The sequence below is a fragment of the Brevibacillus sp. AG162 genome, from assembly GCF_006715575.1.
Lineage (GTDB): Bacteria > Bacillota > Bacilli > Brevibacillales > Brevibacillaceae > Brevibacillus > Brevibacillus brevis.
Genome location: NZ_VFNO01000009.1, coordinates 217,921 through 242,699 on the forward strand (window position 1 = coordinate 217,921; position 24,779 = coordinate 242,699).

The 24,779-nt window shown below is 47.2% G+C and carries 23 protein-coding genes and 1 rRNA gene; 8 read left to right on the top strand and 16 right to left on the bottom strand.

Going from position 1 to position 24,779, the window contains the following annotated elements; all coding sequences use genetic code 11:
* Nucleotides 1–53 precede the first annotated feature (53 nt).
* Entirely contained in the window at nucleotides 54–308 is a 255-nt protein-coding gene (locus tag FB479_RS23955; RefSeq protein ID WP_164724529.1) for a hypothetical protein, read from the bottom strand.
* Nucleotides 309–574: 266 nt separating this feature from the next.
* Here FB479_RS23955 and FB479_RS23960 point away from each other — a divergent pair, with 266 nt between their 5' ends.
* Nucleotides 575–1,282, top strand: a complete 708-nt coding sequence (locus FB479_RS23960) for a matrixin family metalloprotease (RefSeq protein ID WP_142066945.1) — start codon at nucleotides 575–577, stop codon at nucleotides 1,280–1,282.
* A 79-nt stretch (nucleotides 1,283–1,361) separates the two neighbouring features.
* On the opposite strand, the gene FB479_RS23965 is transcribed toward FB479_RS23960, so the two are convergent.
* The gene (locus tag FB479_RS23965; protein ID WP_142066946.1) at nucleotides 1,362–2,789 is read right to left on the bottom strand and encodes an aminotransferase-like domain-containing protein; all 1,428 of its coding nucleotides are present in this window, start codon (nucleotides 2,787–2,789) and stop codon (nucleotides 1,362–1,364) included.
* Nucleotides 2,790–2,900: 111 nt separating this feature from the next.
* Between FB479_RS23965 and FB479_RS23970 the strand changes: the two genes are divergently transcribed.
* The gene (locus tag FB479_RS23970) at nucleotides 2,901–3,824 is read left to right on the top strand and encodes a DMT family transporter (RefSeq protein ID WP_142066947.1); all 924 of its coding nucleotides are present in this window, start codon (nucleotides 2,901–2,903) and stop codon (nucleotides 3,822–3,824) included.
* Nucleotides 3,825–3,888: 64 nt separating this feature from the next.
* On the opposite strand, the gene FB479_RS23975 is transcribed toward FB479_RS23970, so the two are convergent.
* From FB479_RS23975 to FB479_RS24005, 7 genes are all read right to left on the bottom strand, one after another.
* The gene (locus FB479_RS23975; RefSeq protein ID WP_142066948.1) at nucleotides 3,889–4,881 is read right to left on the bottom strand and encodes a hypothetical protein; all 993 of its coding nucleotides are present in this window, start codon (nucleotides 4,879–4,881) and stop codon (nucleotides 3,889–3,891) included.
* A complete protein-coding gene (locus FB479_RS23980) occupies nucleotides 4,862–5,428 on the bottom strand; it encodes an RNA polymerase sigma factor (protein ID WP_142066949.1) in 567 nt (188 codons plus the stop codon). Before FB479_RS23980 ends, FB479_RS23975 begins: the two co-directional genes overlap by 20 nt.
* A gap of 104 nt (nucleotides 5,429–5,532) precedes the next feature.
* A complete protein-coding gene (locus FB479_RS23985; protein ID WP_142066950.1) occupies nucleotides 5,533–6,510 on the bottom strand; it encodes a DUF4367 domain-containing protein in 978 nt (325 codons plus the stop codon).
* Nucleotides 6,488–7,060: an RNA polymerase sigma factor gene (locus FB479_RS23990; protein ID WP_142066951.1), complete on the bottom strand. Its 573-nt coding sequence runs from the start codon at nucleotides 7,058–7,060 to the stop codon at nucleotides 6,488–6,490. The genes FB479_RS23985 and FB479_RS23990 overlap by 23 nt, the downstream gene beginning before the upstream one ends.
* 232 nt (nucleotides 7,061–7,292) lie before the next feature.
* Complete coding sequence (locus tag FB479_RS23995) at nucleotides 7,293–7,619, bottom strand: DUF1904 family protein (protein WP_047073417.1); 327 nt, start codon at nucleotides 7,617–7,619, stop codon at nucleotides 7,293–7,295.
* 67 nt (nucleotides 7,620–7,686) lie between these two features.
* The gene (locus FB479_RS24000; RefSeq protein WP_142066952.1) at nucleotides 7,687–9,744 is read right to left on the bottom strand and encodes an ABC transporter ATP-binding protein; all 2,058 of its coding nucleotides are present in this window, start codon (nucleotides 9,742–9,744) and stop codon (nucleotides 7,687–7,689) included.
* A 4-nt stretch (nucleotides 9,745–9,748) separates the two neighbouring features.
* Nucleotides 9,749–11,500, bottom strand: coding sequence for an ABC transporter ATP-binding protein (locus FB479_RS24005; protein WP_142066953.1), 1,752 nt, complete (start codon nucleotides 11,498–11,500; stop codon nucleotides 9,749–9,751).
* A gap of 426 nt (nucleotides 11,501–11,926) precedes the next feature.
* Between FB479_RS24005 and FB479_RS24010 the strand changes: the two genes are divergently transcribed.
* Nucleotides 11,927–12,352 (top strand): CHRD domain-containing protein, encoded by a 426-nt coding sequence (locus tag FB479_RS24010; RefSeq protein WP_106654091.1) that lies wholly within the window; start codon nucleotides 11,927–11,929, stop codon nucleotides 12,350–12,352.
* 123 nt (nucleotides 12,353–12,475) lie between these two features.
* Nucleotides 12,476–13,834, top strand: coding sequence for a TrkH family potassium uptake protein (locus tag FB479_RS24015; protein WP_106654090.1), 1,359 nt, complete (start codon nucleotides 12,476–12,478; stop codon nucleotides 13,832–13,834).
* Nucleotides 13,835–13,855: 21 nt separating this feature from the next.
* On the opposite strand, the gene FB479_RS24020 is transcribed toward FB479_RS24015, so the two are convergent.
* From FB479_RS24020 to FB479_RS24030, 3 genes are all read right to left on the bottom strand, one after another.
* On the bottom strand, nucleotides 13,856–14,155 hold the full coding sequence (locus tag FB479_RS24020; RefSeq protein WP_255438587.1) for a hypothetical protein: 300 nt from the start codon (nucleotides 14,153–14,155) through the stop codon (nucleotides 13,856–13,858).
* Nucleotides 14,156–14,284: 129 nt separating this feature from the next.
* Nucleotides 14,285–15,697 carry a YfcC family protein gene (locus FB479_RS24025; RefSeq protein WP_106654089.1) on the bottom strand — a complete coding sequence of 471 codons (1,413 nt, stop codon included), beginning with the start codon at nucleotides 15,695–15,697 and terminating at the stop codon, nucleotides 14,285–14,287.
* A gap of 30 nt (nucleotides 15,698–15,727) precedes the next feature.
* Nucleotides 15,728–16,861, bottom strand: coding sequence for a M20 peptidase aminoacylase family protein (locus FB479_RS24030; protein WP_142066954.1), 1,134 nt, complete (start codon nucleotides 16,859–16,861; stop codon nucleotides 15,728–15,730).
* 220 nt (nucleotides 16,862–17,081) lie between these two features.
* On the opposite strand from FB479_RS24030, the gene FB479_RS24035 reads away from it, so the two are divergent.
* Nucleotides 17,082–19,181 (top strand): sigma-54 interaction domain-containing protein, encoded by a 2,100-nt coding sequence (locus FB479_RS24035; RefSeq protein WP_142066955.1) that lies wholly within the window; start codon nucleotides 17,082–17,084, stop codon nucleotides 19,179–19,181.
* Between the two features lie 500 nt (nucleotides 19,182–19,681).
* Here the strand turns inward: FB479_RS24035 and FB479_RS24050 are convergent, their stop codons facing one another.
* The 3 genes from FB479_RS24050 to FB479_RS24060 all read right to left on the bottom strand — a co-directional run bounded on the left by FB479_RS24050 (nucleotide 19,682) and on the right by FB479_RS24060 (nucleotide 22,219).
* A complete protein-coding gene (locus FB479_RS24050) occupies nucleotides 19,682–20,176 on the bottom strand; it encodes a GNAT family N-acetyltransferase (RefSeq protein ID WP_142066957.1) in 495 nt (164 codons plus the stop codon).
* A gap of 106 nt (nucleotides 20,177–20,282) precedes the next feature.
* Nucleotides 20,283–21,152, bottom strand: coding sequence for an AraC family transcriptional regulator (locus FB479_RS24055; RefSeq protein WP_142066958.1), 870 nt, complete (start codon nucleotides 21,150–21,152; stop codon nucleotides 20,283–20,285).
* A gap of 83 nt (nucleotides 21,153–21,235) precedes the next feature.
* Nucleotides 21,236–22,219: a LacI family DNA-binding transcriptional regulator gene (locus FB479_RS24060; protein ID WP_142066959.1), complete on the bottom strand. Its 984-nt coding sequence runs from the start codon at nucleotides 22,217–22,219 to the stop codon at nucleotides 21,236–21,238.
* A gap of 121 nt (nucleotides 22,220–22,340) precedes the next feature.
* Here FB479_RS24060 and FB479_RS24065 point away from each other — a divergent pair, with 121 nt between their 5' ends.
* From FB479_RS24065 to FB479_RS24075, 3 genes are all read left to right on the top strand, one after another.
* Nucleotides 22,341–22,970, top strand: coding sequence for a YczE/YyaS/YitT family protein (locus FB479_RS24065; protein WP_106654083.1), 630 nt, complete (start codon nucleotides 22,341–22,343; stop codon nucleotides 22,968–22,970).
* A gap of 13 nt (nucleotides 22,971–22,983) precedes the next feature.
* Nucleotides 22,984–23,709 carry a hypothetical protein gene (locus tag FB479_RS24070; RefSeq protein ID WP_142066960.1) on the top strand — a complete coding sequence of 242 codons (726 nt, stop codon included), beginning with the start codon at nucleotides 22,984–22,986 and terminating at the stop codon, nucleotides 23,707–23,709.
* Between the two features lie 133 nt (nucleotides 23,710–23,842).
* A complete protein-coding gene (locus FB479_RS24075) occupies nucleotides 23,843–24,529 on the top strand; it encodes a class I SAM-dependent methyltransferase (protein ID WP_106654081.1) in 687 nt (228 codons plus the stop codon).
* Between the two features lie 158 nt (nucleotides 24,530–24,687).
* Here FB479_RS24075 and FB479_RS24080 read toward each other — a convergent pair.
* Nucleotides 24,688–24,779 (bottom strand): 23S ribosomal RNA (locus tag FB479_RS24080); the annotation flags it as partial.

Below are 24,779 nucleotides of genomic sequence, written 5' to 3' on the forward strand. Positions count from 1 at the left end.
CCACGATAATCATGGATTATGGCCCTTCTATCAGCATTTCTATATCTTACCCTTTAGACGCCTATCGCAACATCAGTCCCAACATCTGGATCTGCATCTATCATAACATCTGCATCTGTCATAACATCTGCATCTGTCATAACATCTACATCTGTCATAACATCTGCATCTGTCTCTACAACCGCATCTGTCTCTGCAACCGCATCTGTCTCTACAACCGCATCTGTCTCTACAACCGCATCTATCTCCACATCGATATTGGTATAAATCCCCAGAATCACTACTATTATAAAACATGCTGCTTGCATCGATCCTGCTTACTTCCATACTTTCAAAATCTCTCCTGAAATCACTGCTCACTTGTTTTCCTCCCTTTTTCATGTCCTAGGACATGACTTAATAACCCTAACTCTCCCAACGTATGATCAACAAAACCTACTACCAGGGGAGTTAGAGTACTTCAATTCGTCTTGCTGCAAGATATTCTCGACACAACTTGTTCGTCACTTCATTTCCTCAATTTGGGTATTTGCCAAGCGCACAAAAAAGTCCAGGAAGAAAAGAGTGATCAACAATGTCTAACTCTCTAACGAGGAGAAAAACCGCACATTTCTCATTAAATGTTATTGTACAGAAAGGTGCATTTGAGGATATGGAAATAGCCAAGTCTACGGTGAAACAAAACGTTGTCTATGCGCAACGTTATTTTGATAGGAACGCTGAAGTGAATGGTTTTCCATGGATGAATCTCGTGTTCCATGAAGAAAATGATATCTTCGAAAATGACAGGCTTCAGCATAGCTTCAACTCATCCCACGACTTGCGGGATTTTTTTATTGAAACCGCTCGTGCAGGAGGTTGGAGAAAAACAAAACAACGACTACCTTGTATTAACATCTACTACCTTACTTCAATCCCTCCTGATGGTATATCTGCTGGCGTTCATATACCCGGTGCTGCAACATTCTGCAATCAACGGACAGTCGAAAAACTATCTTTGCTGCTGCGGAAATGGAAGAGGGCCAGCCCTTCAGAACACCTTGCCTTGTACGGGATTATTAAGCATCGCCCTTCCGTTTTTCTTAATGCAAATGCTATTGCGCCATCTACATTGGCCCATGAGATAGGTCACATCTTGGGGTTAGGCCACAGTTCAGAACCGAGTAACCTTATGTACCCCATAGCTAATCAACGAATTCGATGTGAACTAACCTATGAACAGAGCATTTGTTTGAGAGATGGAATATGGAAGTACAGCCACGGGTATTTTCCGTTCCTATGACAATCACAAAACAAGAAAAAAGCCCACCCGTTATACGAGTGGGCTACAGGCTGTCGACCATCATGTCAGCAGCCTTTCTTCATTCCTTTATATCCAACTGGCGAACCGTACTAACGAGCCTTTGCAAACCATCCCGCAGCTGTTGTTCATTCAAATAAGAATAACTGAGGCGTATCCAAGAGCTCAGCTCTCGCAGCGGGTCACAGATCGCACCGGGAACAAACGTAATGGATTGCTCTATGCATTTGCCCAGAAGACTTTCCATTGGGACGGAATCAGGCAGCTTTACCCATAAATTAAAGCCTCCTGGTGGGCTGGACCACTCCCAGTCGGTCACTGACAGCTCATCCTCCATGATATCCCGGCGAATAGCCAATGCAATCCGCAACTTTGCCAAATGCTGCTGCATCCGTTCGGAGAAGAAATAATGCAAAAAAATCTTTTGATTCAACAGGGGTGCTCCGCTGTCTGACAGTGATTTCGCTTGAATCAAATAGTTCATCATAGATGGACGACATGCCACAGTGGCAATACTGAGCCCCGGCGCGATGTACTTGCTAAAGCTGCGCAAATAAATGACATACCCCTCCGTATCGTAAGAAAAAAACGGCAGTGGAGGTTCATCGCCAAAGTACATATCGCGGCACGGATCATCCTCTACGATCAGACACTGATATTTCGCAGCCAGCTCTACCAGTCTCTTCCGTTGTTCGGCGGGAACGGTATAGCCCGTTGGATTATGAAAGGTCGGATTGAGATAAAACAGGCGCGGTTTTTCTTTTTGCAGCAACCGTTCAACCTGCTCCAAATCATAACCATGCGGATGAATCTCAACCGGAATTATTTTGGCGCCCTGTCTTCTGAATACATCGATGGCAGGACTGTAAGTGGGTCTCTCCAGCAACACGACATCACGTGGCTTTACGAGGACTCTGGCAACCAAATCAATCGCTTCCTGCGAACCGGATGTGATCATCAGCTCATCGGGTGACAGGTGGAAATGATAACGGCTGATATAATAGCTGCACAGTGCTTCCCGCAGCTCCTGATCTCCTTGTGTGGTTGAATAGGTACCTAGCACTTTTGGATACAGATCAAACACTTTCTTCACGTACTCGGAAAAGTAATGATTTGGCAATAAATTCGGCTCGATCAATGCTTTGGAAAATTGATAGGTCGCCTGCACCTGATGAATTTCAGAAAGGTGACTCTTATGCACATAGGCAGAAACGATTGGATCATCCATCGACTCTACTGGCAGCAGGCTGCTCGGTTGTACATAATACCCCGACTTATCCTTCACATACACATGGCGGTTTTGTTTTAATAATTGAAATGCTTTAAAAACCGTCAGGCGATGCACATTCAATTCCAACGCCAACGTTCGAACAGAAGGAAGCTTCTCGTGTGCCCTCCACTCTTCGCGTCTGATCCGGTCCAGAAGATATTCATACACTTGCTCGAACAGCTTATCAGAATGACTATTTGAAAGAGCCTCCCTTTTCATGCAAGCTCCCCCCTTTCCCCCATGATAAATCACTGACCTTCACATCTGTTCTATTCCATATTATCTGTTCTATTCCCTTCCCTTTATGATGAGGAAAAGGGAGGAATCATAATGGTACTGCTTAATTATGTGATCATGTGCTTGATATTCGGAACGACTTTTCTGGCAATCAAAGTCGGGATTGATGCGGGGGCGCCGCCGTTTTTCTCAGGAGGACTTCGGTTCTTTCTGGCAGGTGTCATTTTGTTTTCGTTTATGCTCTGGAAAAAACAGGCGCGACTATCGCTGCTGCTTCATAAAGAAATGTTCCTTACTGGTATCGGTTTGACATTTGGGACATTTGCCACCTTGTATTGGGCGGAGCAGCATATAAGCTCAGGAATCGCCGCGATTTTATCGGCAACAGCACCGCTTATGGTCATGCTGCTTCAAACAGGCATTTCTCGGCAAAAGCTCCCCAGTATTTCGTGGGCGGGTTGCTTGGTTGCCTTTGTTGGTGTCTTTTTGCTGATTTTACCCGGTGTGACCATCTCATTCAGTCTGCTTTGGCTTACAGGGTGCATGGCAGTCATATTCGGGCAAATCTTTTATTCTGCTGGTACCGTTTACTCCCGTAGCGTCATCCAACGGTTTCAAGATACTTCACCCATCGCTTTGAATGCAGCACAGATGATGTATGGAGGAGCCATGCTGCTTGTATTATCTCTGTTCACCGAACAAGTGCATGTCGAATCGATGCTCACGGCAAATGCGATCCTCTCGCTCCTGTACTTGATCGTCGTGGGTTCCATGATGGGGCACACCATATTCTATTGGCTCGTTGCCAAAACCAACCCTGTGTTTCCATCCACGTGGCTCTATATCTCTCCGTTGATTGCCTTAAGCTTGGGCGTCATCCTGTACAATGAGCCGCTTTATCTCCTGTCGTTCGTAGGGGGAATCACGATTATTGTCGGGATTATCCTGATTAATATGGATGGGTTGAAGCAGTTGATGGGAAAAAAGGCAAACAAGCTACGTGACATAAGCAATTAGAGATAGAAAAGGAGTACCACAAGCCAAACTGGCGCTTTGTGGTACTCCTCTTTTGGGAATATGGTTATTTCGTATCGTTGATCTGCTCGGCGATTTTGATCAACTCGTCTTTGGATGCCACTTTCTCGGTAGCACGCACAGAGTACTTCAGTTTTGTTCCATTTTTCACCCAGGTGATCCAATTCAGATTATCGCTATTTTTTGAAGCGTGCGTCGTGAGAACCGCTTCATTGTTGCCAATCATGATTTTTTCCAGTGCCTCTGCGTTTGTTCCTGTTTTGCCTTCATGAGCTATTCGTACCTCTACCCTTACACTACCTTTCTCAGACTTATAGGCGACACTGGTAAAATCGTACTTGTTGCTTGACGGAATTTCTGTGAAGGCGTATTCTTTGTTTTCTTTGATGGCTTTTGCCTTAAGTGCTTCGAGGTCCACCATGTACTCGTAGTTTTCTTCATAGTGTACGTCACCTTCATCGAAACGGAAGCCTCCAGCAAGCTCGGCTGGAAGCGTGAACATCTTCCCTACAGCCGCCTCCATTTCCTTCCAAGTTTTATAAGTCATCGGCTTAGATACCATTGTGATATACGGTTGTTTATATATTGACCAGGTTATGTTCTTTTGGATTTCTTCCTCTTCTTTTGTCGGCTTCCAGTATATAGCGACTGAGGTTCCAGGCTTCAAGCCATTAATAATTTCATTATTGACCTCATCCCGATGCTCATACATTTTCCCCCTCGCCTCCATTTTCGCCTGTTCCTCTGGAGGCATTTGCTGAATCAATCGCTGTTGTTCTTGATCGGTATGCTGCCTTATCTCGTAAACTACTTCGCCCTTCTCATTTTTCAACTGGATCATTTCTACTCCCGCCCATACGGAAGACGCTCCTACCAGCATACCTACAGTGACTAGCAAGCCAATTTTCTTTTTCACGACTTTTTCCTCCTTGTTTTCCTTGGCACGAATCGCTGCCATGACTTTATGTTTGACATCGACTTTCGGGACTGGCTTCGCTCTCAGCATGTCTTGCATGCGATTAAACGGATTTTTGTCCATTAGCGGCCACCCCTTCCATCGTTGGCAAATAACGTTTGCACTTTTTTAAGATACGTTCGAATTGTTTGTGCAGGGCCTCAGGTGGTTTATCCAGCAGCTCTGCGATTTCCTCGTACGCTTTTTCCTCCAGCACCCTCCAAAAAACGAGTGACCGTTCCTCAGCAGACAGCCGATTCCAGATACGCTCCACAACCTCTTCTCTATTAGGGAGATCGATATGCTCTTTTACACTTCCACCGTGATCCTGTTTGTACAGAAAGGGGAACCAACGGCTTAGCTTTCTGCGCTTTAACACATTCACACAATAGTTGTGAGCAATTCGACAGATCCATGTCGAGAAGGATACGGCGGTCGTATATTGTTCCAGATGCTCGTAAGCGTGAAGCAGAACTTCCTGTACAGCCACTTCCGCTTCTTGGTGATGGGAGAGCATATGGTAGCAGTATGTAAAGATCGGTTGCTGATAGTGATCAATGATGATTTCGAACTGTTCGAGAGAGCCGTTTTTTATTGCTTGCAGCAAGGGCTCTATCTCTTTTTTTTCCACGTTTTGCCCTCCTTTCACTGTGAATAACAATCGGGATTCCCTGAATGTGACATATATTTCAAAACCCCCATCATGGCATAGCACCCACGATGAGGGAATTTCCATTATTTCGCTTGATTGATTTGTTCCGCCATTTTCAGCAGCTCTTCTTTCGTGCTTACACTCATCTTGGCTCTCAGGCTATAGTTTACATTTGTCCCATTTTTCACCCATTCCAAAGAGTGAACGGTGTCCCCATTTTCAGGTGCGAAAGTGGAGTACACGGCTTCATTGTCGCCAATCATGACTTTCTCCAAATTCTCCGCAAGTGTACCTCCACTTTTATTCTTGTCACCCAGGATGGAAACTTGTAAGAAAGCACTCCCTTTTTGGCCCTTGTACTCAATCTCTGCATCACGAAGCTTGTCTGATAATGGAATTGTTTGTACCACGTATTCTTTTTTCGTTCTTTCTTGTTCCTCTTTCATCGCTTTCTCATCATACTTGTCACTTGGAAGATAGATCGCTTCACCTGCTACAAACTTGAAATCGGTCCCCATCTCTGTCGGCACCTTGAACAGATGGCCAACCTTTTGTTCCATGTCCTTCCACGTTGTATAGGTAAAAGGCTTGGATCGTACATCTACGAACGGAGTACTGTTTGGATTTGATTCCAACTGAAGTTTTGTCAGCTGCCAATAAATGGCAACCGCTTCGCCAGGTTTTAATCCATTGACGATTTGTTCCCCCGTATCCAACTGTTTAAAAATCTCTGCATTTCGATTTTTGATCTGATCCTTTATGTCAGGGGGTAGCTGTTGCATCTTTTGTTGCTGTTCTTGCATACTCATTTGTTTAAGCTTTAGCACTACTTCGCCCTTCTCATTTTTCAACTGAATCATTTCCATCCCCGCCCATACGGAAGACGCTCCTACCAGCATACCTACGGTGACTAGCAAGCCAATTTTCTTTTTCACGACTTTTTCCTCCTTGTTTTCCTTGGCACGAATTGCTGCCATGACTTTATGTTTGACATCGACCTTCGGGACTGGCTTCGCTACCAGCATATCTCGCATGTGCTTAAACGGATTTTTGTCCATCATTCAGCACCCCTCCCGTCGTTGGCAGATAACGTTTGCACTTTTTTAAGATGCGTTCGAATTGCTTACGCAGCGCCGCAGGCTTTTTGTCCAGCAGCTCCGCGATTTCCTCGTACTCTCTTTCCTCTAGCACACGTAGGAACATGAGTGTTCGTTCCTCGGCAGACAGCCGTTTCCAAATACGCTCGAGCGGCTCCCCGAAATAATTGCTGTCGATGCTCTCCTCGACATAATTGCGTCCATCCTGATCACGGTTGTACAAAAAGGGCAATACGCGGCTTAATTTCCTGCGCTTTAGCACATTCGCACAATGGTTGTAAGCGATCCGGTACAGCCATGCAGAAAATGACAGTGAGTACGTATACTGGTCAAGATGCTCGTAGGCACGAAACAGGACTTCCTGGACAGCGTCTTCCGCATCTTGGCGATGACCGAGCATGTGATAGCAGTATGTAAAGATCGGTTGTTGATAGTGATCGATAATGAGTTCGTATTGCTCAAGAGAACCTGCTTTTATCTCAATCAGCAGGCGCTCTATCTCTGTTTTTTCCACTGTTTGCCCTCCTCTCACTATGAATAACAACTGGCATCTTTTGTTTGTGACACCTATTTTAGAAATTTTTGGCTATACAAATAAAAAGGGTGTTCCACCCGTTTCGTACGAAAAATCTCGTACTTCTGGAAGGAACACCCTTATTCCATGCTTGCATTCATTTGTTTGTTCGTACTCTTGTCGAATGTCTTGATTCTTTCCCGGGAAATCGACAGCACCTGTCGGCTTCGCTTTAGAAATGCTCTCCGTTGGCATAATAGCTTTCTTTTTGATAAGCGACAAATGCCATCTCTACTTCTGGAATGCCAAGAGATAGGACATGCTTCGTTACAATCTGGGCAAACTGGTCACGAACTTCTTGCCCACGCTCGAACCACGCTACTTCGATAAAAGGAAACGACTCCACGATTTTCCCGCCAAAAACGCCTGTCGTCTGTAAGCATTCGATCGTGAAATTGTCCGTGCCGCATTGGCATAGTGCAGCAAGCTCCACTGCAAGCGGTTCGCTAATCGTTGCCATTTGTTCGGCTTGAATGCCTCGAACGATAAGATGTGGCATGATGATCCCTCCTGAAAAGTCCATATGCTCTATCTTACCGTTCAGCAGGCAAAAAGAGTAGAAAAAACTAGGTCAGAGCTGGGGCGTTTCCGTGCTTTCCTACTGCCTCTTGCACCCGCGCTTCTTTGTTCCCTTGCTGCAATTGATACATCTGATAGTACCTGCCTTGCTTCTCCATCAAGTCCTCATGCTTTCCACGCTCTACAATTCTGCCTCGATCCAGTACGAGAATTTGATCTGCATTTTTGATCGTAGACAGGCGATGAGCAATGATGAAGGTCGTTCTCCCTTTTTTCAACACCTCAAGTGCATTTTGAATAATGCCCTCTGTTTCCGTGTCGATGCTGGCAGTCGCTTCATCCAGAATGAGGATAGCCGGATCAAACGCGAGAGCACGCGCAAACGAAATTAACTGACGCTGTCCGAGTGAAAGCGTGCTGCCCTTCTCGATAACAGGTTCATCAAATCCTTGCGGAAGACTGCGGAACAGTTGGTCTGCCCCTACATCACACAAGGCTTTCTCCACTTTTTCCGGTGAAATCGACGGATCATCCAGACTGACATTGGAACGAATCGTTCCTGTAAACAAAAACGGGTCCTGCAAAACAATAGCCATATGCTGACGAAGCTGCTGTTTGGAAAACTCCTGCACATTGCGCCCATCAATCATAATCGCTCCATTGTTTACATCATAGAAACGGAGTAACAGATTGATAATCGAGCTTTTTCCCGAGCCTGTGTGACCAACCAGTGCCACTGTCTCTCCAGGCCAAGCTTCAAACGAAATGTTTTTCAGCACGTATTGGTCGTCTTTGTAGGCAAAAGAAACATCATCAAAGCGGACATTCCCCTGATAGCAAGGAACCTTTGCAGGATCAACGTCAACACCCTCTTCATCAAGCAGCTCAAACACACGCGACGCCGCGACGAGCGATTGCTCCAGGTTCGCCAATTGGTTGACGATCTGCGTCATCGGCTGGAATAAGCGATTGAGATAATCGACGAATGCGTAGAGGACACCAAGGGAGAGCAGTGTACCTATCCCGAGGGAGGCACCGCCGAAATACCAGATGAACAACACAAACGCGATATTGCGGATGAACTGAACCAGGTTAAACGAAGCGGTCGCATTGAGCCGCAGCATTTTATTTTGATAGGTGAACAGCTCTTCGTTCAGTTCGCCGAATTCCCGCATCGTCTCCTTTTCTCTGCGAAATGCCTGAATGATCGGCATCCCTTGGATCGACTCGTTAATCATCCCGTTGATGTCGCTAATGCGTGCCCGAATCACATGGTTGAATGCAGAAGCGTACTTGCGGTACAAGTAAATCCACACGACCATGATTGGCAAAATGACCAGACAAACGAGCGCGAGTCGTACATCAAGCAAGAACAGCGCCGCGAAAATACCGATTAAATAAATCCCGCTCGTAATGAAGTTGCCGAGCACATTCGTAAACAGCTCACGGATTGCCTCTGTATCGTTTGTGACACGAGCAACCACCTTCCCGGCAGGGAGATGATCGAAATATTGGATGGGCAATCGCTGAATATGCGCGAACACATCAATACGCAGTCTCTCGATGACCTGATTCGCTGATTTTTGCCATAAAAACTTTTGTCCATAGTGGAAAAGCGAAGCAACTACCAATAATCCGAAATAAAGAGCAGCCAGCGTGAACAAGCCCCTTGTCTCTGGCCGGAAAAATTCGAATATCTCCTGATTGCTTAAGAGAGTGACCTGATACTCTGCTCGATCCGCACCTTTGACAATGACGAGCTTTCCATTCTCAATGGAGCGCTGCCCATCATACGAAATCGCCTGATTCAAGAAATAATAGTCGCGTCCCACCTGCAAAACACGAACTTCCCCACCTGTGCTCTCCCCTGCTGCCAAGTGGTCCTGTCTCGTGTAATACTTCCCTTTGTACAGCACGGAATTCTCATGCTGTGCCGTTTCATACCAAGGGAATTCAATACCCAATATGTGCGTATCGATCATTTTTTTTGCCAAAAACGGACCCGTCAGCTCTGCCCCAACGGATATGGAGAGCATCAGGATCGCCAGAAGAATCGTCTTTTTAAAAATGGCTGCATAGTGGACTAGCCTTTTCCCCGTCGTCATTCATTCACCCGCTTTCTGTCAGCGTCGCTTCAATCTGCTGTTTCTCGAATTGTTCTTTATACCATCCGCCCAGCTCCAATAGCTGAGCATGTGTACCTTCCTCAACGATTCGTCCTTCGTCTATGACGAGAATCCACTCTGCATGCTGGACGGCCGATAAGCGATGTGTGGTGATCAGTGTTGTTTTGCCTGCACGCTCCCGGCGAATATTCGCGATCATCTCCGCTTCGGTTTTGCCATCCACCGCTGACATGGCATCATCGAGAATCAAGATTTCCGGATTGACCAAAAGAGCTCGGGCAATCGACACCCGCTGTTTTTGTCCGCCTGAAAGGGCTACGCCTTTTTCACCAACGAGTGTTTGCAAGCCTTCGGGCAATAATTGCACATCCCGAGCAAATGCTGCCTGCTTCAACACTTCCTGTAATTGTTCTTCTGTTGCCTCGTTGTTCCCGAACAAGATGTTTTCGCGGACTGTCTTCGAGAACAGAATCTGCTCCTGCGGTACATAGCCGATCCAGCTCTTGATGTTATCCAGACTGATCTGTTCTAACGCCTCTCCCGAAACACTGATGGCTCCCCGTCCTACCGGATATTCGCGAAGCAGCTGCCGCACCAGCGTGGATTTCCCGCTTCCCGTACGCCCGACGATTCCTAGCGTCTGACCCCGCCCAAGAGTAAAGGAGACATCCACTAGCTGGTCAACCTGCGCAGATGGATAGCGGAATGTCACGGAATCAAACCGAATGACTTCTGGTACCGCCACATGAACCGGTCTGTCGTGATCCGTCACATCGGCTTCGTAAGCCAAGGTTTCATTGACCCGATCCAGCGAGGCACTTCCTCTTTGCATCACATTGATCAATTCACCAATCGCAAACATCGGCCAAATGAGCATCCCGAGATAGACGTTGAACGAGACCAGCTCTCCCAAGGTCAGTTCTCTTTGGAACACGAGGTATCCACCGTAGATCAAGCCGATCATATAACTGATTCCAACCAATATTTTGACGGTCGGCTCAATCAACGAATCGATTCTCGCCACATCGATATTTTTTTGATACACTTCATGTGTTTTTTGGCGAAAGCGTTCCTGATCCGCCATCTCCTGTACGTAAGCTCGAATCACGCGAACCCCAGAGACGGATTCCAGCACGCGGTCGTTCAGCTCGCCGAACGATGTTTGTGCGGTAGAAAAACGCTCGTGAATTTTTTTCCCATATTGCTTGATGATATAGGCCATGAACGGCAACGGAAGAATTGCCGCTAAGGTCAGCTTCCAACTGATCAAAAAGCCCATCGTCAGGACGATTGCCCCTGTAAAGGATAACGAGTCCACCATCGTCAAAATCCCGAAGCCTGTCGTCATCGAGACAGCCTTGAGGTCATTTGTCGCCCGCGCCATCAGATCACCGGTGCGATTGCGCTGATAAAAGGTTGGCGTCATCCGCAAAAAATGCGTCATGAGCTTCGACCGTAACGTCCGCTCCGCCAGAAAAGCTCCCCCAAACAGCTTGCGAATCCAGATAAAATTGACCCAGTAAATAGCGACAGACAATACACCGAAAAACAGCAAAATGGATACCAGCCGCTCGCCAGTCAGCGTCCCCAGGTGAATCTCATCAATAGCCACCCCAATGATTTTTGGAGGGATAATCTCCAATAAGCCGCCCAGAATCAATAGCAGAATAGCGACCGTATAACGTTTCCAATGCTCCTTGAAAAACCAATCAAGCTTTGCCAAAACCGAGAACATCCGTGTTTCTCCCCTCTCTTTAGCTGGGTGGGTGACCTTATAAAGAGGCCAAAAAAAGACATATCGCCCGTAAGCAACATGCCTTTTCCTTAACAAAAATAGAAAAAGCGCAAGTTACGAAAAATGTAACCTACGCCATGTTAACGAGATCAAAAAAACGATACTACGCTCGTATCAATGGTGGGGTTACGTCATGTATGCCGTTGTATGAATGACCCATGCGTACAATTCTTTTCATGACTAGCCCACCTTTCCATTAATATTTTGAATTTCCAATAAATACATTCTGAACTTTACCATTCTTGCGGATACATTGTCAACTAATCTTTTCGCTAGCCCTTTTTGTACATGCTCAATCCGCGTTGGACAAACGTACAAGCCATGTATGAGCAATAAAAATATTGTAGAAAGTAGGAGGTGATTACTATGACATTGAGGTTTCGAGCTTTTTTGCGAGGCTCTGAAGAGGTTCCGCCAGTCCGAACAAATGCAACAGGTACTACTAGCTTTCGATTAAGTCAGAATAAACAACGACTCGATTTTCGATTGGTCGTAAACAATTTGCGGAATTTCACGGAAGCTCATATTCATGTTGGGGCCAGAGGAGTAAATGGACCTGTTGTTGTATTCTTGTTTGGTCCTGTAACGCGTGGTATCAGTGTGAATCGGGGTGTTGTGACTGGTTCCATTACTCAAGCTGATCTGGTTGGTCCTTTGCAAGGCAGACCCCTGTCAGAATTGATTCGGCTCATGAAGAACGGGCAAACGTATGTAAACGTGCACACAACGCAAAATCCGGATGGAGAGATTCGCGGTCAAATCAGACGTGCCCTCCGTCGCAATAAGAAGTAGATGAACGAACACCCCTTGTCTTTGGTGCTACACGCAGGCAAGGGGTGTTTTCTTAGTGTTTTTGCTTGCGAACTTTTTTTGGTATGATTATCCTCATGAAGCTCATTCAGGAGGCCATTTATTTTGTTATCATCCAATCAAAAGCGTCGATTGACATCTGTTCAAATCATCGTGTTCGCCTACGTTGGGCTCATCCTGATCTCAGCGTTTCTTCTGTCATTGCCGTTTTTTCACTTGCCGGGAGTCTCTCTTTCTTTTATTGACTCTTTGTTTACCGCGGCGAGTGCCATCAGCGTTACCGGGCTTACTGTCATTACCATTCATGAGGTTTTCAACCAGTGGGGAATCTTGTTTCTTACGTTGCTCTTCCAGGTTGGCGGGGTCGGAATCATGACACTCGGAACGTTCATCTGGATCCTCATGGGTCAAAAAATCGGACTGGAACAGCGCATCTGGATCGCGACGGACCACAACCGGTCCACTTTGTCCGGTCTGGTCGACCTGATGCGCAATATTCTCGTGATTGCGCTCATGATTGAGCTGGTGGGAACCATCCTGTTAGGCAGTCATTTTATTTACGCCGGCTACTACGATGACTGGTACACCGCGTTCTACCACGGTTACTTTGCCTCTGTCAGTGCTTTTACCAATGCCGGGTTTGACCTGCACGGAAATTCCATGCTCGACTTTACCCACGATTACGTGTTTCAGACCATCGTGATGATCTTGATTATTTGTGGGGCGATCGGGTTTCCCGTACTCGTGGAGCTGAGAACGTATTTTTCCTATCGCCGTGCAAAAGTGCGTTTCACCTTTTCACTTTTCACCAAGATTACGACACTGACGTTCTTTTCCTTGATCGTCATTGGAGCCCTGCTCATTTTCGTTTTTGAACGGAATCAGTTTTTGGCCGATAAGACCTGGCATGAAATGCTGTTCTATTCGTTGTTCCACTCCGTCTCTTCGCGAAGCGGCGGCTTGGCTACGATGGATATCAGCCTCTTGTCGACCACAACACTCATCATGCTCTCCGGGATGATGTTCATTGGCGCCTCCCCGAGCAGCGTGGGCGGGGGGATACGGACCACGACGTTCTTCGTCCTGATTGCCTCGGTTTTTGCCAACATGCGTGGCTACAAGGAAGTAAAGGTGTTCGGGAGAGAGCTGGTTGATGAGGACATTCAGCGCTCCTTCATCGTCTTTTTCATCGCGATTATCCTGGTGTTCACGTCGGTCATGCTGCTCGTCTGGCTGGAGGATTTACCTTTCCAGCACGTCTTGTTCGAGGTCTGCTCTGCTTTTGGTACGACCGGATTGTCTACCGGGATTACGGCTCAGATGGGCATAGGCGGCAAGCTCATCCTGATTATTACGATGATGATCGGACGTATCGGGATTATCAATTTGCTCCTTTTCTTGAAGCGCAATGACCGAATCGTACGCTACCATTATCCGAAAGAACGCATCATCATTGGTCAATAAAGGAAAGGAAATCCCCCACAGCTATGTAGCCGTTGGGGGATTTTTTTCGAGAATCAAAAAGCTGGCAGAGGACAGGTCTGGATATTTCTGCTCAACGGTTCGTGTTATGGTGAAATCACTGTACTTTTTCAAGTAACGCAAGATGTCGCGATCTTTGATCATGTCGACGACCTGGGGTTCTGTCCCATCCGTTACCTTCGTGTAGAGAATGACATGCTTTTTAGCACAAGAGAAGATGTCATCCAATGTTTTTTCAAAGTCTTCCTCATCATCCTCCCAGTATTTCCGGTAATCAAAAGCGACTTGATTTTCCGTACTCATGGTGAGCTTCCCCACTTTCTACCTGCGAAAATGATGTGTCGCTGCACAGTTTATGCGCGTGAAGGATTTTGATGAAAAAAGCTCCGCCAAGTCATGTTGGCGAAGCCTTTCTTATTATCGAATGTTGGATTAATAAGGGCCCCAGTTAATCAAGACCCCGATCACGATAAACACAATGGAGAGAGCTGTCCATACCGCTGTGAGCGGAAGCATGAACTTCAGCCACTTGCCGTAGGAGATGCCACTCATCGCCAAAATACTCATCAGAACACCTGAGGTCGGGTTAATGCAGTTGACCACACCTTCTCCGAGCATCAGCGCCTCTACTGCTACCTGACGAGTAATGCCCATCAGGTCAGCCAATGGTGCCAACAACGGCATCAGCATAACGGCTTCACCTGAACCGGACGAAATCAAGAAATGCAGCCCGGCGCTTCCCAGGAACATCCCAATCGCGCCTGCCATCGGTGAGAGCGGCTCCAGAATGGTAGCAAGCCCGTACACGATAGTATCGAGGAACTTCCCATCTTCCAAAATGACCGTGACCGCACGTGCCATACCCACAATCAAAGCCCCATAAATCAGCCCCTGACAGCCTTTTAAAAACGTTTTGGCGATATCGTTGCCGCTCATCTTGTTGAGCAAGCCTACTCCAATCGCAATGAAAATAAAGATTCCGGACATCTCGTTTACGTCCCATTTGAACAAGATCGTGCAGACGATAAAACCAATCAGAACGATTCCCGTAAACGCCAGGATCAATTTGTGACGAGTAGTAAAATCAACATTTTTCGTGTCTACTTCCATCGTAGTTGAACCACTATCAGAAGGAAAGAGCTCGTCCCCCAAGATACTCTTGTTTTGACGAACCTTGCGCGCGTAACGCCCGATGTACAAAATGGTGACGATCACAAACGTAACATAAATGATGGTACGGTAGCCGATACCTGAAAACAGTGGCAGCTCCGCAATTTCTTGGGACAAGCCCAGCGTTCCCGGAAAAGCAATGGTCGTATTGAATCCAGCATACACACCCAGATAAATCAGAGCCACGCCGAAGATCGCATCCATTTTCATCGCTCTCGCTATCATGATGCCCAGCGGAACGAAAGCAATGACGGAGTTGACGATGACACCCAACGTACCCAGTACAGAAAAAACGGAAGTGATCAAAATAACCAGCAGCCACTCTCTATTTCCTAATTTTCGGACCATGGTTAGAATCGCTGCGTTGAGTGCACCTGTCTTATCCAAAACAGCCAAAGCACCGCCTGTGAACAGAACGAGGAAGATGATCGGCGCGCCTTTGACCATCCCTGTCTGGATCGCGGTAAAAAACTCGATAAAGCCCGTAGGATTCGGCTCCACCGCATGATAGCTACCCGGGACAACCGTCGTCACATTGCCGTTTTTTACACGGTCAAATTCTCCTGTGGGGACCACATAGGTAGCCAGCGCACATAGAAGTAAGATGCAAAACAAAAGGACGTAGGCGTCTAACCGAAATAAGCTTTTCTTTTTTAGTTGCTTGCTCTCTGTCATAAGGTAACCCCCTGCGTATGTAGCGGTTCTCTAAGAATGTTGGGCTGCTTCATAAATCGCAGCTGTCATGATTTTTGCCCCATAAATCAGGGCATCTGTCTGAAAAGTCATCTGTGGATGATGCAGAACAGGTGTGAGCCCACATCCCAAACCAATCATCGTGGTAGCCAGCTCAGGGCGGTGAATCGCGTAAAAATGGAAGTCCTCTCCGCCTGGTGTCACACATATATCGGCAATTTTGTCCTCACCCAACACTTGCCCAATTGCCTTTTTGGCTACTTGGATCATGTTCGCATTGGCGACCGCTGCCGGTGTGACTCCCGACCATTCCCACTCCACATCCATGCCCGTCAAAGCCCCTGTCTGACTCATGGCATGCTCGGTTTTTCTCCGCAATTCTGCCATGCCTTCATTGGACTGTGCACGTACATCGAGGCTAAAGGTCGCTCGATCAGGGATAACGTTTACCGTTTCTCCCCCTGCTTGCAATTGAGTCATCTTCACAGAAAAAGAGCATCCGTCTTGCAGGCGAATGTTTTGCAACGCAAAAACCAAAAACGAAGCGGCTTCGATAACATTTTTTCCGAGCGCCGGACGTGCTCCGTGTGCTTGCAGGCCTGTAATCGTCCCTCTGATGGAGCTCGATGATCCATGCAAAATCGCGGGAGCAGCACTACCATACGGCACTTCCATTTCCGGGCGTAGATGAACGCCGATCAGCTTTGTCACGCCTTCCAGGGCGCCATCCTTCATCATCTGCAAGGCTCCGCCCATCTTCTCTTCAGCAGGCTGGAAAAGAAAGCGCATCGTTTTCGGCGGCACCACTCCGCTTGCTTGAATAGCAAGGGCGCTGTAGAGAGCCAGTGTCGAGTGAGCATCGTGTCCGCATGAATGATTCGGTCTCACCACGCCGTCCACTTCCTGTACGAGTGCATCCATATCCGCGCGCAAAGCCACGATTTCAGCACTCTCTCCAGGAATCTCAGCATAAAAGCCGTGGTGCCCCTCGAAGCGTGTGACGGCAATACCTGCCGCCTCCAAGCGTTCCTGCAAATATCTCGCCGTTTTCTCCTCATGCCAGCTCGGCTCCGCCAATTGATGCAAATCTTTGTATGTTTGCACTATTTCGTCGCGATGCTCGTCCATGTATACGAACGGATTCATCCGATTCATCATCCTCCCTGATGTCTATCTCTAGTATCTCGTTTTGCTCTACCGGATGTATAGCAAGAATTGTGCCAATACTGTATTGTTATAAAAGTTAAGCATTTCTGAACAATTATAGATTTTTTAGGTTATAATATAGGTTGTTTTTTGTTGATAATCCCTCCAATATTTCCACCCAAATCAAAAAGCTATTCGGCAGATATAAAGGAGTCGCATCATGATAAAACAGAACCCATGCATCTTATTGATGACCCGGCTGGAGACGATCAGTCTGCTGTTTGCAAACACGCTCACGTCTTTTTTCGGCGACCGCTTGGACATCATTCGAAACCACATGCAAGAACGGCTTCACCCGAGTGTGTACGATGAAGTTGATCTCATCCTCGTTTCGGACACGAGTCTCTTGCACGATCAGCCAGTACCTCCGTCAGACATCCCCGTGCTGCTAGCAAGGCGCACGATTGACATTAACAAACTGGATCAACTCATGGACTTGCCGCCAGGAACACGCTGTCTATTTGTTTCCAACTCCATCGAAATGGTAGAAGGCGCGATTGAGCTCTTGTTTCATCTCGGATTCTCTCATCTTGCATTTGTGCCGTACGTACCCGATACCGAGACTCCGCTTCCTGAAAAAGATCAAATAGATGTCGCAGTCTGTCATGGGCTCAGGGAGCTGATTCCTGCTCATTTTGAAAACGTCATTGAGTTGGGGCACCGCCCTTTGGATTTGACGACGATCTTTGATATTTCGCGCCTGCTTGATCTGTCTCCGGATAAGGCAAACCTGTACACGGCTGATTTCATCAGTGATTTCGTCCATATCGGGCGCAAGCTGACCAACTCGGTACACAATGAACGGAAGCTGAATGAAAAGCTGAGCTCCATTTTAAATGCCGTTCATGAAGGCATCATTGGCACAGATGCCACAGGGCATATCACTGTGCTGAACAAAGAAGCCGAGAAAATTTTGCATATGACTGAAGCAACTTGTATCGGGCGAAATGTAGCGGAGGTCATTCCCGAATTTCTCATTTTGGAAGTAGTCGAGTCACACACGGAAGTAACGAAGCAAGTATTGGAATTCCGCGATTTGTACCTCTTGGTTACCAAGATTCCCACGTTCTTGGATGATCAGTTTCTTGGCGCGGTCATTACCTTTCAGGACGTGACGAAGGTACAGCAGATCGAACAGGAAATACGGACGAAAAGTGCCAATCTCGGACTGATGACCAAGTATTCGTTTGACAATATCATCGGCAAAAGCCCGTCCATTCAGACCAACAAGCGAGTGGCGACCAAGCTGGCCGAAAGCGACTTTACGATTCTCATCACAGGGGAAAACGGAACCGGGAAGGAAGTTTTCGCCCAAGCCATCCATCAACACTCGACGCGCCGTGACGGTCCGTTCGTCCCCGTCAATTTTGCAGGACTGACCGAGAGCTTGGTTGAGAGCGAATTGTTCGGATACGAGGAAGGTTCTTTTACCGGAGCACGAAAAGGCGGAAAGATGGGACTATTCGAGCTGGCTCACAACGGGACCATTTTTCTGGACGAGATTGGGGATGCCCCACTCAGCATCCAGGCGTCACTGCTTCGTGTTCTCCAGGAAAAGCAGGTCATGCGCGTAGGGGGCTATCGTGTCATTCCAGTCAATGTCCGCGTCATCGCCGCTACCAATTGCAACCTGATGGAAATGGTCAAAAAAGGGACGTTTCGCGAGGATTTGTACTACAGACTGAACGTCCTGCCGTTGCACATCCAGCCACTGCGTGATCGTCCAGAGGATATTTTGGTGCTGATCGATTATTTTTTGCAGAAAAAAAAGCAGCGTCTGTCCTTCTCACGGGAAGTGACGGAACAGCTGCTCCGTTACGATTGGCCAGGCAATATTCGCGAGCTGGAAAATTTCATTCACTATGCAGTCGTCATCGCAGAGGGGAATCAGGTGGAGCTGGCTCATTTGCCGGAGCGTTTTTTTGCGGGGCATGTCTCTACTCAGCCACTTCTCTCTCACCGAGATGATACGCTGGAAGATACAATCCGGTATTTGTCCAGGCAAGGCTCCTTGGTAGATTACGCAGCGATCCTGCAAGTGCTGTCCGATTGCTACAAGCGTCAGGAACGTATTGGACGCAGTGCCCTGCTCGCGAGAATGGAGAGTCCTACCCGCTTGACTGAAGCCCAAATCAGGCACAAGCTGACCGTGCTGGAACGCGCTGGATGTGTCTCGATTGGAGTTAAGAAGCAAGGAACTCAGATTACTGCGTTTGGGCAGCAGGTGTTGGCGGCTGTGTTGATTAAGGACAAGGGATAATTATGGTTGTCTTCCAACAGATGTGGAGTCCGAAGCCCTGCCACATGTTTTCCAGTCGCCTATATCCTCTCTTCGTTCGGGCGGTCTCCTTCCAAACATATGGCAGTACTTCTTTACAGCAATGTTATCATTCGTTTTTTAAACCGTTTTATCAGCTAGAACAGAGAAGCTTGCTTGCTTGCTACACTTCTTGAATCACTCTCAAGGTGTTCACCAAAGCCACATAGGAAGAAGTGCATTTCCAGTCCAAGCGCCTCTGGAGCCCTATCCAGCTTCGGAATAAATGGCGGGGAATTTCAGCTTTTATCACATACAAAAACGCATTTGCGTTTTCTGGTTTGAAGCGCTCCCGCTATTCATTTCGGAGCGGACAGTCAATCCCCTTTGCGGGGCGTAGGCCGAAGCGTAGACTGGAAATGCACTTCTTCCCCACTACAGCATCGGTACCAACCAATGAAAAAAAGCGGCAGGCTTTAGCTCCTCCGCTTTAGTTATTCCACCTAGGTAGTCACGATGGACGACTCTATTTTTTCTGGTTGAATGATAGGCAAAATAGGCAGCTCCATCAAATTGCGATGCTTGCCCGGCCCGTAGTAATCCTGCTCAGCATGAGCCAGACGGAAGCCATAGGCAGACAAGGCGCGAATAGAGGATTCGTTCGTTTCACTCACCGTAACCTGCACGGTGCGAAGTGTCGGGAACTGGCGCAGGGCTTGCAGTCTGGCTTCGATTAGTCGCTTGCCGATGCCTTGGCCTTGAAACTCCTTGCGCACATTGCTGAACAGAAGCCAGCCAGTCGTCTGATACATATCAATGCCGGCGCAGCTAAAACCGATGAGCTGGCCGTTATAGGTCGCCTTGAAAATCAGCTCAGGAAACAGCTCCATATACTTTTTCAGCTCATGCAAGTTCATTCGATCGGGTAATGTCATATCCGCCAACGTGATCATTTCCGCAAAATCATCTCTTACGACGCGCTCAATCCGCACTTCCACCCTACCCGCCTCCTGTACATTCGCTCTTACATGTACACTGTAGCAAACGGGTATAAAGCTGGAATGGATGGCGTGTGAAGGTCATGTAAAATTCGCGAGCCAGTGGCTATTTTAGCGGAATATAGATGCTCATCTTTATTGCATCTGGGAAACGAGAGCCCCACACATCTGTCACTTCAAAATCGGGTCCCTCTGTTCTCTCGTAATTCGAATTCGGCAACCACGTCCCGTAAATGTACCTGCGTGTGTTTTGCACGAGATCGACGTCCCCGTTCACCTTGAACTCCGCATATTTCCCCGCAGGCAGAGCAAGTGAAATGAAGCCCTCAGGCAGTTCTTCCGGAAAGCCATGCACAGCCTCCCCTACAACAAAGGAAAAGCTACCGTCATCCGCAAATTCGCAGGAGATTCCGTACGACATGTCTGCCGCCGCTTTATTCGGAATCCGCAGAAAATCTTGATTGCTGCCAAACGCTTGATAGAAGCCCGGGATGTCCGTGAAATACTTTTCATCCTGCAAGCTCGTCCGGAACCTGCGTCCAATGATTAAAATTTCGTCCAATGTCGTGATCGTCGGTTTGTTCATCGTGATCTCTCCTTTGATCGTTTGGCGAAAGGTCAAGAAGTCCATTTTGGCTTGGTAGGGCAGCGATCGATTTTCTTTGCGATATTTTCCAGGTGTAATGCCGAACTGCTTCTCAAAAGCGCGTGTCAGTGCTTCCTGCGACTGGTATTGATAGGCCACAGCAATTTCGAGCACATTGTCACTTGTCTGTTTTAGCGCACGTGCAGCTTCCGACAATCTGCGCTTGCGAATGTACTCCTGTACACTGAAGCCTGAGATTGCCTGAAACAGCCGTTGAAAATGAAACGCAGAGAAATGCGCCCTGGAAGCAATTTCTGAGATGTTCATTTCTTCCTGAAGATGCTCTTCTACATAATCAATCGCGTCCTGAATCCGCTTGTACGTGTCCATCTTTGACTTCCTTCACCTATTTTTTCTTTAGTATGCGGGAGATCACTGGCATTTTTTTGATCAACTGTGCTATCTTTCAAGCTTTACGTCGTCAGTCGCTCTACCAATACGGGCGACAGTTCCTTCTCTTCCTTTTTCCCATCCAATTGCTGAGTCCAAATCCGCTCATGCAGCATCTCAAATGCATATTTTCCCATCAACGTACTGGAGCTGGAGACGGTGGTGATCTCTAGCAGTTCTCCGATCGGCTGATCATCGCAACCGACTACGGCTAAGTCTTCCGGTACACTAATCCCGAATCTGCTGGCTTCTTTGATGATCCCTGCCGCTATATGATTGCACGATACGATCATTGCTGTCGGCCGCTCTTCTGTTTGCAGCAATTTTCCCATGACATCCTTGCCGTCTTGGATCGTTAAACACTCTTCAAATGACCACTCAGGAGAGGGTGTCACGTCAATCGAACGCAGCTTTTCGTAATAGGCACGCTTGCGATGCTGACTGTTAAAGCTGTTTTTTCTGCCGATGCAATACCCGATCCGGCGATGCCCCTTCTTCATCAGATACTCCATCCCGATCCGAAACGTTTGATAATGGTCGATATGAACACTTGAAACAGATGTGGTATCATTTGCTTCACAAGTGATGATAGGTCCGTATCCTGCGTATTCATTGAGCGTTTCGCAAGAGCTGGACCTGGAGCACATGATTAGCCCATCGATTTTTTTATTTTTGAGCAAGTGTAAAACGCTGCGTTCTTGCTCGGGGTTGTTATTTGTTTGGCACACCATCAGCTTGTAATGATGCTGAGCCGCTTCTGCTGCAATCCCTTCGATAATGGAGCTGTAGTACTGATTGTTGACGAGAGGCAATGTCACACCGATTACCATCGTTTTTCCGGTAGAGAGGTGGACCGCATTACTGTTTTGAACATAATTTTGTTCTTCAATAATCTTGAGAATCTCCGCGCGTTTTTTCTCGTTCACGTACGGATGATTGTTAAGCACACGGGAAACGGTTGAAACGGATACACCTGCCAATTTCGCGATTTCTCTTATATTAGCCACTCAGATTGCTCCTCTAAGTCGAATCAGTAATTATTACATACATCAAAACACATTCCGCTTGCTCTGAAAAGCGTTCCACATATTATGCTCTCCTTATGTAGAAGGAAAGGAGTCGAGTTTTGTGATTCGCTTAAAATTTGAATATCTCTTGTTTATCGTAGGCTTATTGATTTTGGCACTCGGGATCAACATGATGACGACCATTACATCTTTTGGTCTTAGCCCGTATGATTCTCTGTTTATTGCCCTGTATCAAAACTTCGGGATATCGATTGGCTTCTGGATGTTTGCCATTAACCTGACCTTTGTCATCATCGTCCTTTTCATGGATCGCAGCTATATTACTGTCGGTGCCATTTTGGTCATGGTGCTGATCTCCATCTTTGTCGATTTAATCGGGTCCATCGATGCGCTCATGGCTGCTATCCGTTCATTGCCGCCGCTTCTGACCATGGCACTCGGAAACATTTGCATCGGCAGCGGTATCGGGCTGTATGTGTGTACGCAAGTGTGCACAGCCCCCCAAGAGGCATTTGTACTGGTCATGTCGAAAAGATTAAAGTGGACATTCAGACGGACAGAAATTTTGCTGGCGTGCATGTTTCTTAGCGCAAGCTTCCTGTTAGATGGCCCGATTTATTACGGAACAGTCGTGCTGTCGTTTACGACTGGCTACATTATCCAAGCAGCAATCAACATCGGGAATAAGATGCTTCGTCTCGTCAATCAAACGAAGGGGGCGGAGGCATAATAGGAGGAAAGACTTGAGAAATTTTCGACCAAAAGTTGTGTGTTTCCTTGCAGTGAGCCTGTTTCTATTGCTTGTCGGTTGCTCCTCTTCCACTGGTCTCGTAAAAGCTGGCGGAGATGTTTTTGCCCAGAGCGAAATTCACAGACTGACCCAAGATCCTGAAAACGTGACGCATTACCGGCCGATGAGTATTCAGGAAATGACACCGCTATTGCCTTCGTCTCTCCAAAGCAGAATCAAGCTAGTGGATAGAACGAAGCTGCCTTTTCCTGTCGAAAAAGAGTTGGCCTATCTCGTCTCATTCTCCTCAGGCTCCGAAAAAGAAACACGACACCAGCTACAGCTGACATACGAGCAGGCTAACGAAGTCCCTATTACGGAAAACTTCTTCATCGTTCGTATGACAGAGACAGATGAAAACCCCTTGGCCCATGTGAAGCCATCTGCTTCTGGACTGGATTCATTTGGGAACGTCATGCGCGTTGAGCCACTGACTGACGATATCACTTTCTATCATCATATCATCACGACAAACAGCTCTTATGTGTATAACTTTTACAAGTACGATGATAAAAATCACGCAGTAAATCTGATCGTCACAAACGCCCATGAGATGGAGTTCTATGATCAAGGAATCTTGTATCATCTCGCGTACCACACGGGAAGCAATCAACTAGACCCTACCCTTCATGATCAGATGGTAGCGCTGGCGAAGAATTTAATTTCTGTCCGTTCTTAAATGAAAAAGAAGAAGGATTCCCCTGTAGCTCATACGACTGCGAGGCGGAATCCTTTTTTCTATCTCTTGACCTTCACGTGGCGTGAAGCTTTACGATATTTTCCAGTACGATCAAGTAACTGGAGGGTGAACGATGCCAAACCACGAACAAATTTATAAAAATCAAGCGGAACAGTACGATTTGATGATTTCCAGACAACCAAGTCTGCTCGCTGTCATCGAAGAAATCACCCCCATCAAAGGACGGGACGTGATCGATCTGGGAGCTGGCTCAGGTAGACTTACCTCTGTGCTTGCCCCTCATGCCAAGTCCATTCTTGCTCTCGATGCTTCCGCTGCCATGCTAGAAGTGAATGCACTACAGCTGACGCAAGCCGGTCTTTCCAATTGGAAAACAAACGTAGCGGATCATCGAGAAATTCCCGCAGACGCTAATAGTGCAGATGTCATCGTAGCGGGATGGACGGTTTGTTACCTCACCAGTTCTGAAGTTCCCAACAACGAGCTCAATCTTGAAAAGATCATTCAGGAGATGAAACGCGTGCTTCGTCCTGGTGGCACGATCGTCATCATGGAGACGATGGGGACCGGATATGAAACACCTCATCCGCCCGAATTTCTTACACAGTACTATTCCTTGTTGGAAAACAAATACGGCTTCTCTCACAAATGGATTCGTTTGGACTACCGATTTGCAGACTTGGAAGAAGCAGAACGGCAAGCAAGATTTTTCTTTGGGGATGAACTTGCAGACAGAGTCGTTGTGGAAAAGCTGGTGACTTTGCCGGAATGCGCAGGGGTTTGGTGGCTGGCGGTTTGATTGCAAAAAGGCCAATCGGAATTTTTCCGACTGGCCTCACCTCTGCTACACCATTGTTTTTAGCATATCCTTAGTTGTACTAACACAAAAAAACCATCCTGCTCGGATGGCTTTCTCATTCCTTGAAAACTGGATCTGCATGATCATTTGCTAAATGTGTGGATAAGTCCTCGACCGATTAGTATTCGTCAGCTCCACGCGTTACCGCGCTTCCACACCGAACCTATCAACCTCATCGTCTATGAGGGGT

Bases quoted from the DNA above. Each gene is read 5' to 3' on its own strand.
- FB479_RS23955 (WP_164724529.1), bottom strand. From the start codon at position 308: ATGCAAGCAGCATGTTTTATAATAGTAGTGATTCTGGGGATTTATACC.
- FB479_RS23960 (WP_142066945.1), top strand. From the start codon at position 575: ATGTCTAACTCTCTAACGAGGAGAAAAACCGCACATTTCTCATTAAAT.
- FB479_RS23965 (WP_142066946.1), bottom strand. From the start codon at position 2,789: ATGAAAAGGGAGGCTCTTTCAAATAGTCATTCTGATAAGCTGTTCGAG.
- FB479_RS23970 (WP_142066947.1), top strand. From the start codon at position 2,901: ATGGTACTGCTTAATTATGTGATCATGTGCTTGATATTCGGAACGACT.
- FB479_RS23975 (WP_142066948.1), bottom strand. From the start codon at position 4,881: ATGGACAAAAATCCGTTTAATCGCATGCAAGACATGCTGAGAGCGAAG.
- FB479_RS23985 (WP_142066950.1), bottom strand. From the start codon at position 6,510: ATGATGGACAAAAATCCGTTTAAGCACATGCGAGATATGCTGGTAGCG.
- FB479_RS23995 (WP_047073417.1), bottom strand. From the start codon at position 7,619: ATGCCACATCTTATCGTTCGAGGCATTCAAGCCGAACAAATGGCAACG.
- FB479_RS24000 (WP_142066952.1), bottom strand. From the start codon at position 9,744: ATGACGACGGGGAAAAGGCTAGTCCACTATGCAGCCATTTTTAAAAAG.
- FB479_RS24005 (WP_142066953.1), bottom strand. From the start codon at position 11,500: ATGTTCTCGGTTTTGGCAAAGCTTGATTGGTTTTTCAAGGAGCATTGG.
- FB479_RS24010 (WP_106654091.1), top strand. From the start codon at position 11,927: ATGACATTGAGGTTTCGAGCTTTTTTGCGAGGCTCTGAAGAGGTTCCG.
- FB479_RS24020 (WP_255438587.1), bottom strand. From the start codon at position 14,155: ATGAGTACGGAAAATCAAGTCGCTTTTGATTACCGGAAATACTGGGAG.
- FB479_RS24025 (WP_106654089.1), bottom strand. From the start codon at position 15,697: ATGACAGAGAGCAAGCAACTAAAAAAGAAAAGCTTATTTCGGTTAGAC.
- FB479_RS24030 (WP_142066954.1), bottom strand. From the start codon at position 16,861: ATGAATCCGTTCGTATACATGGACGAGCATCGCGACGAAATAGTGCAA.
- FB479_RS24035 (WP_142066955.1), top strand. From the start codon at position 17,082: ATGATAAAACAGAACCCATGCATCTTATTGATGACCCGGCTGGAGACG.
- FB479_RS24055 (WP_142066958.1), bottom strand. From the start codon at position 21,152: ATGGACACGTACAAGCGGATTCAGGACGCGATTGATTATGTAGAAGAG.
- FB479_RS24075 (WP_106654081.1), top strand. From the start codon at position 23,843: ATGCCAAACCACGAACAAATTTATAAAAATCAAGCGGAACAGTACGAT.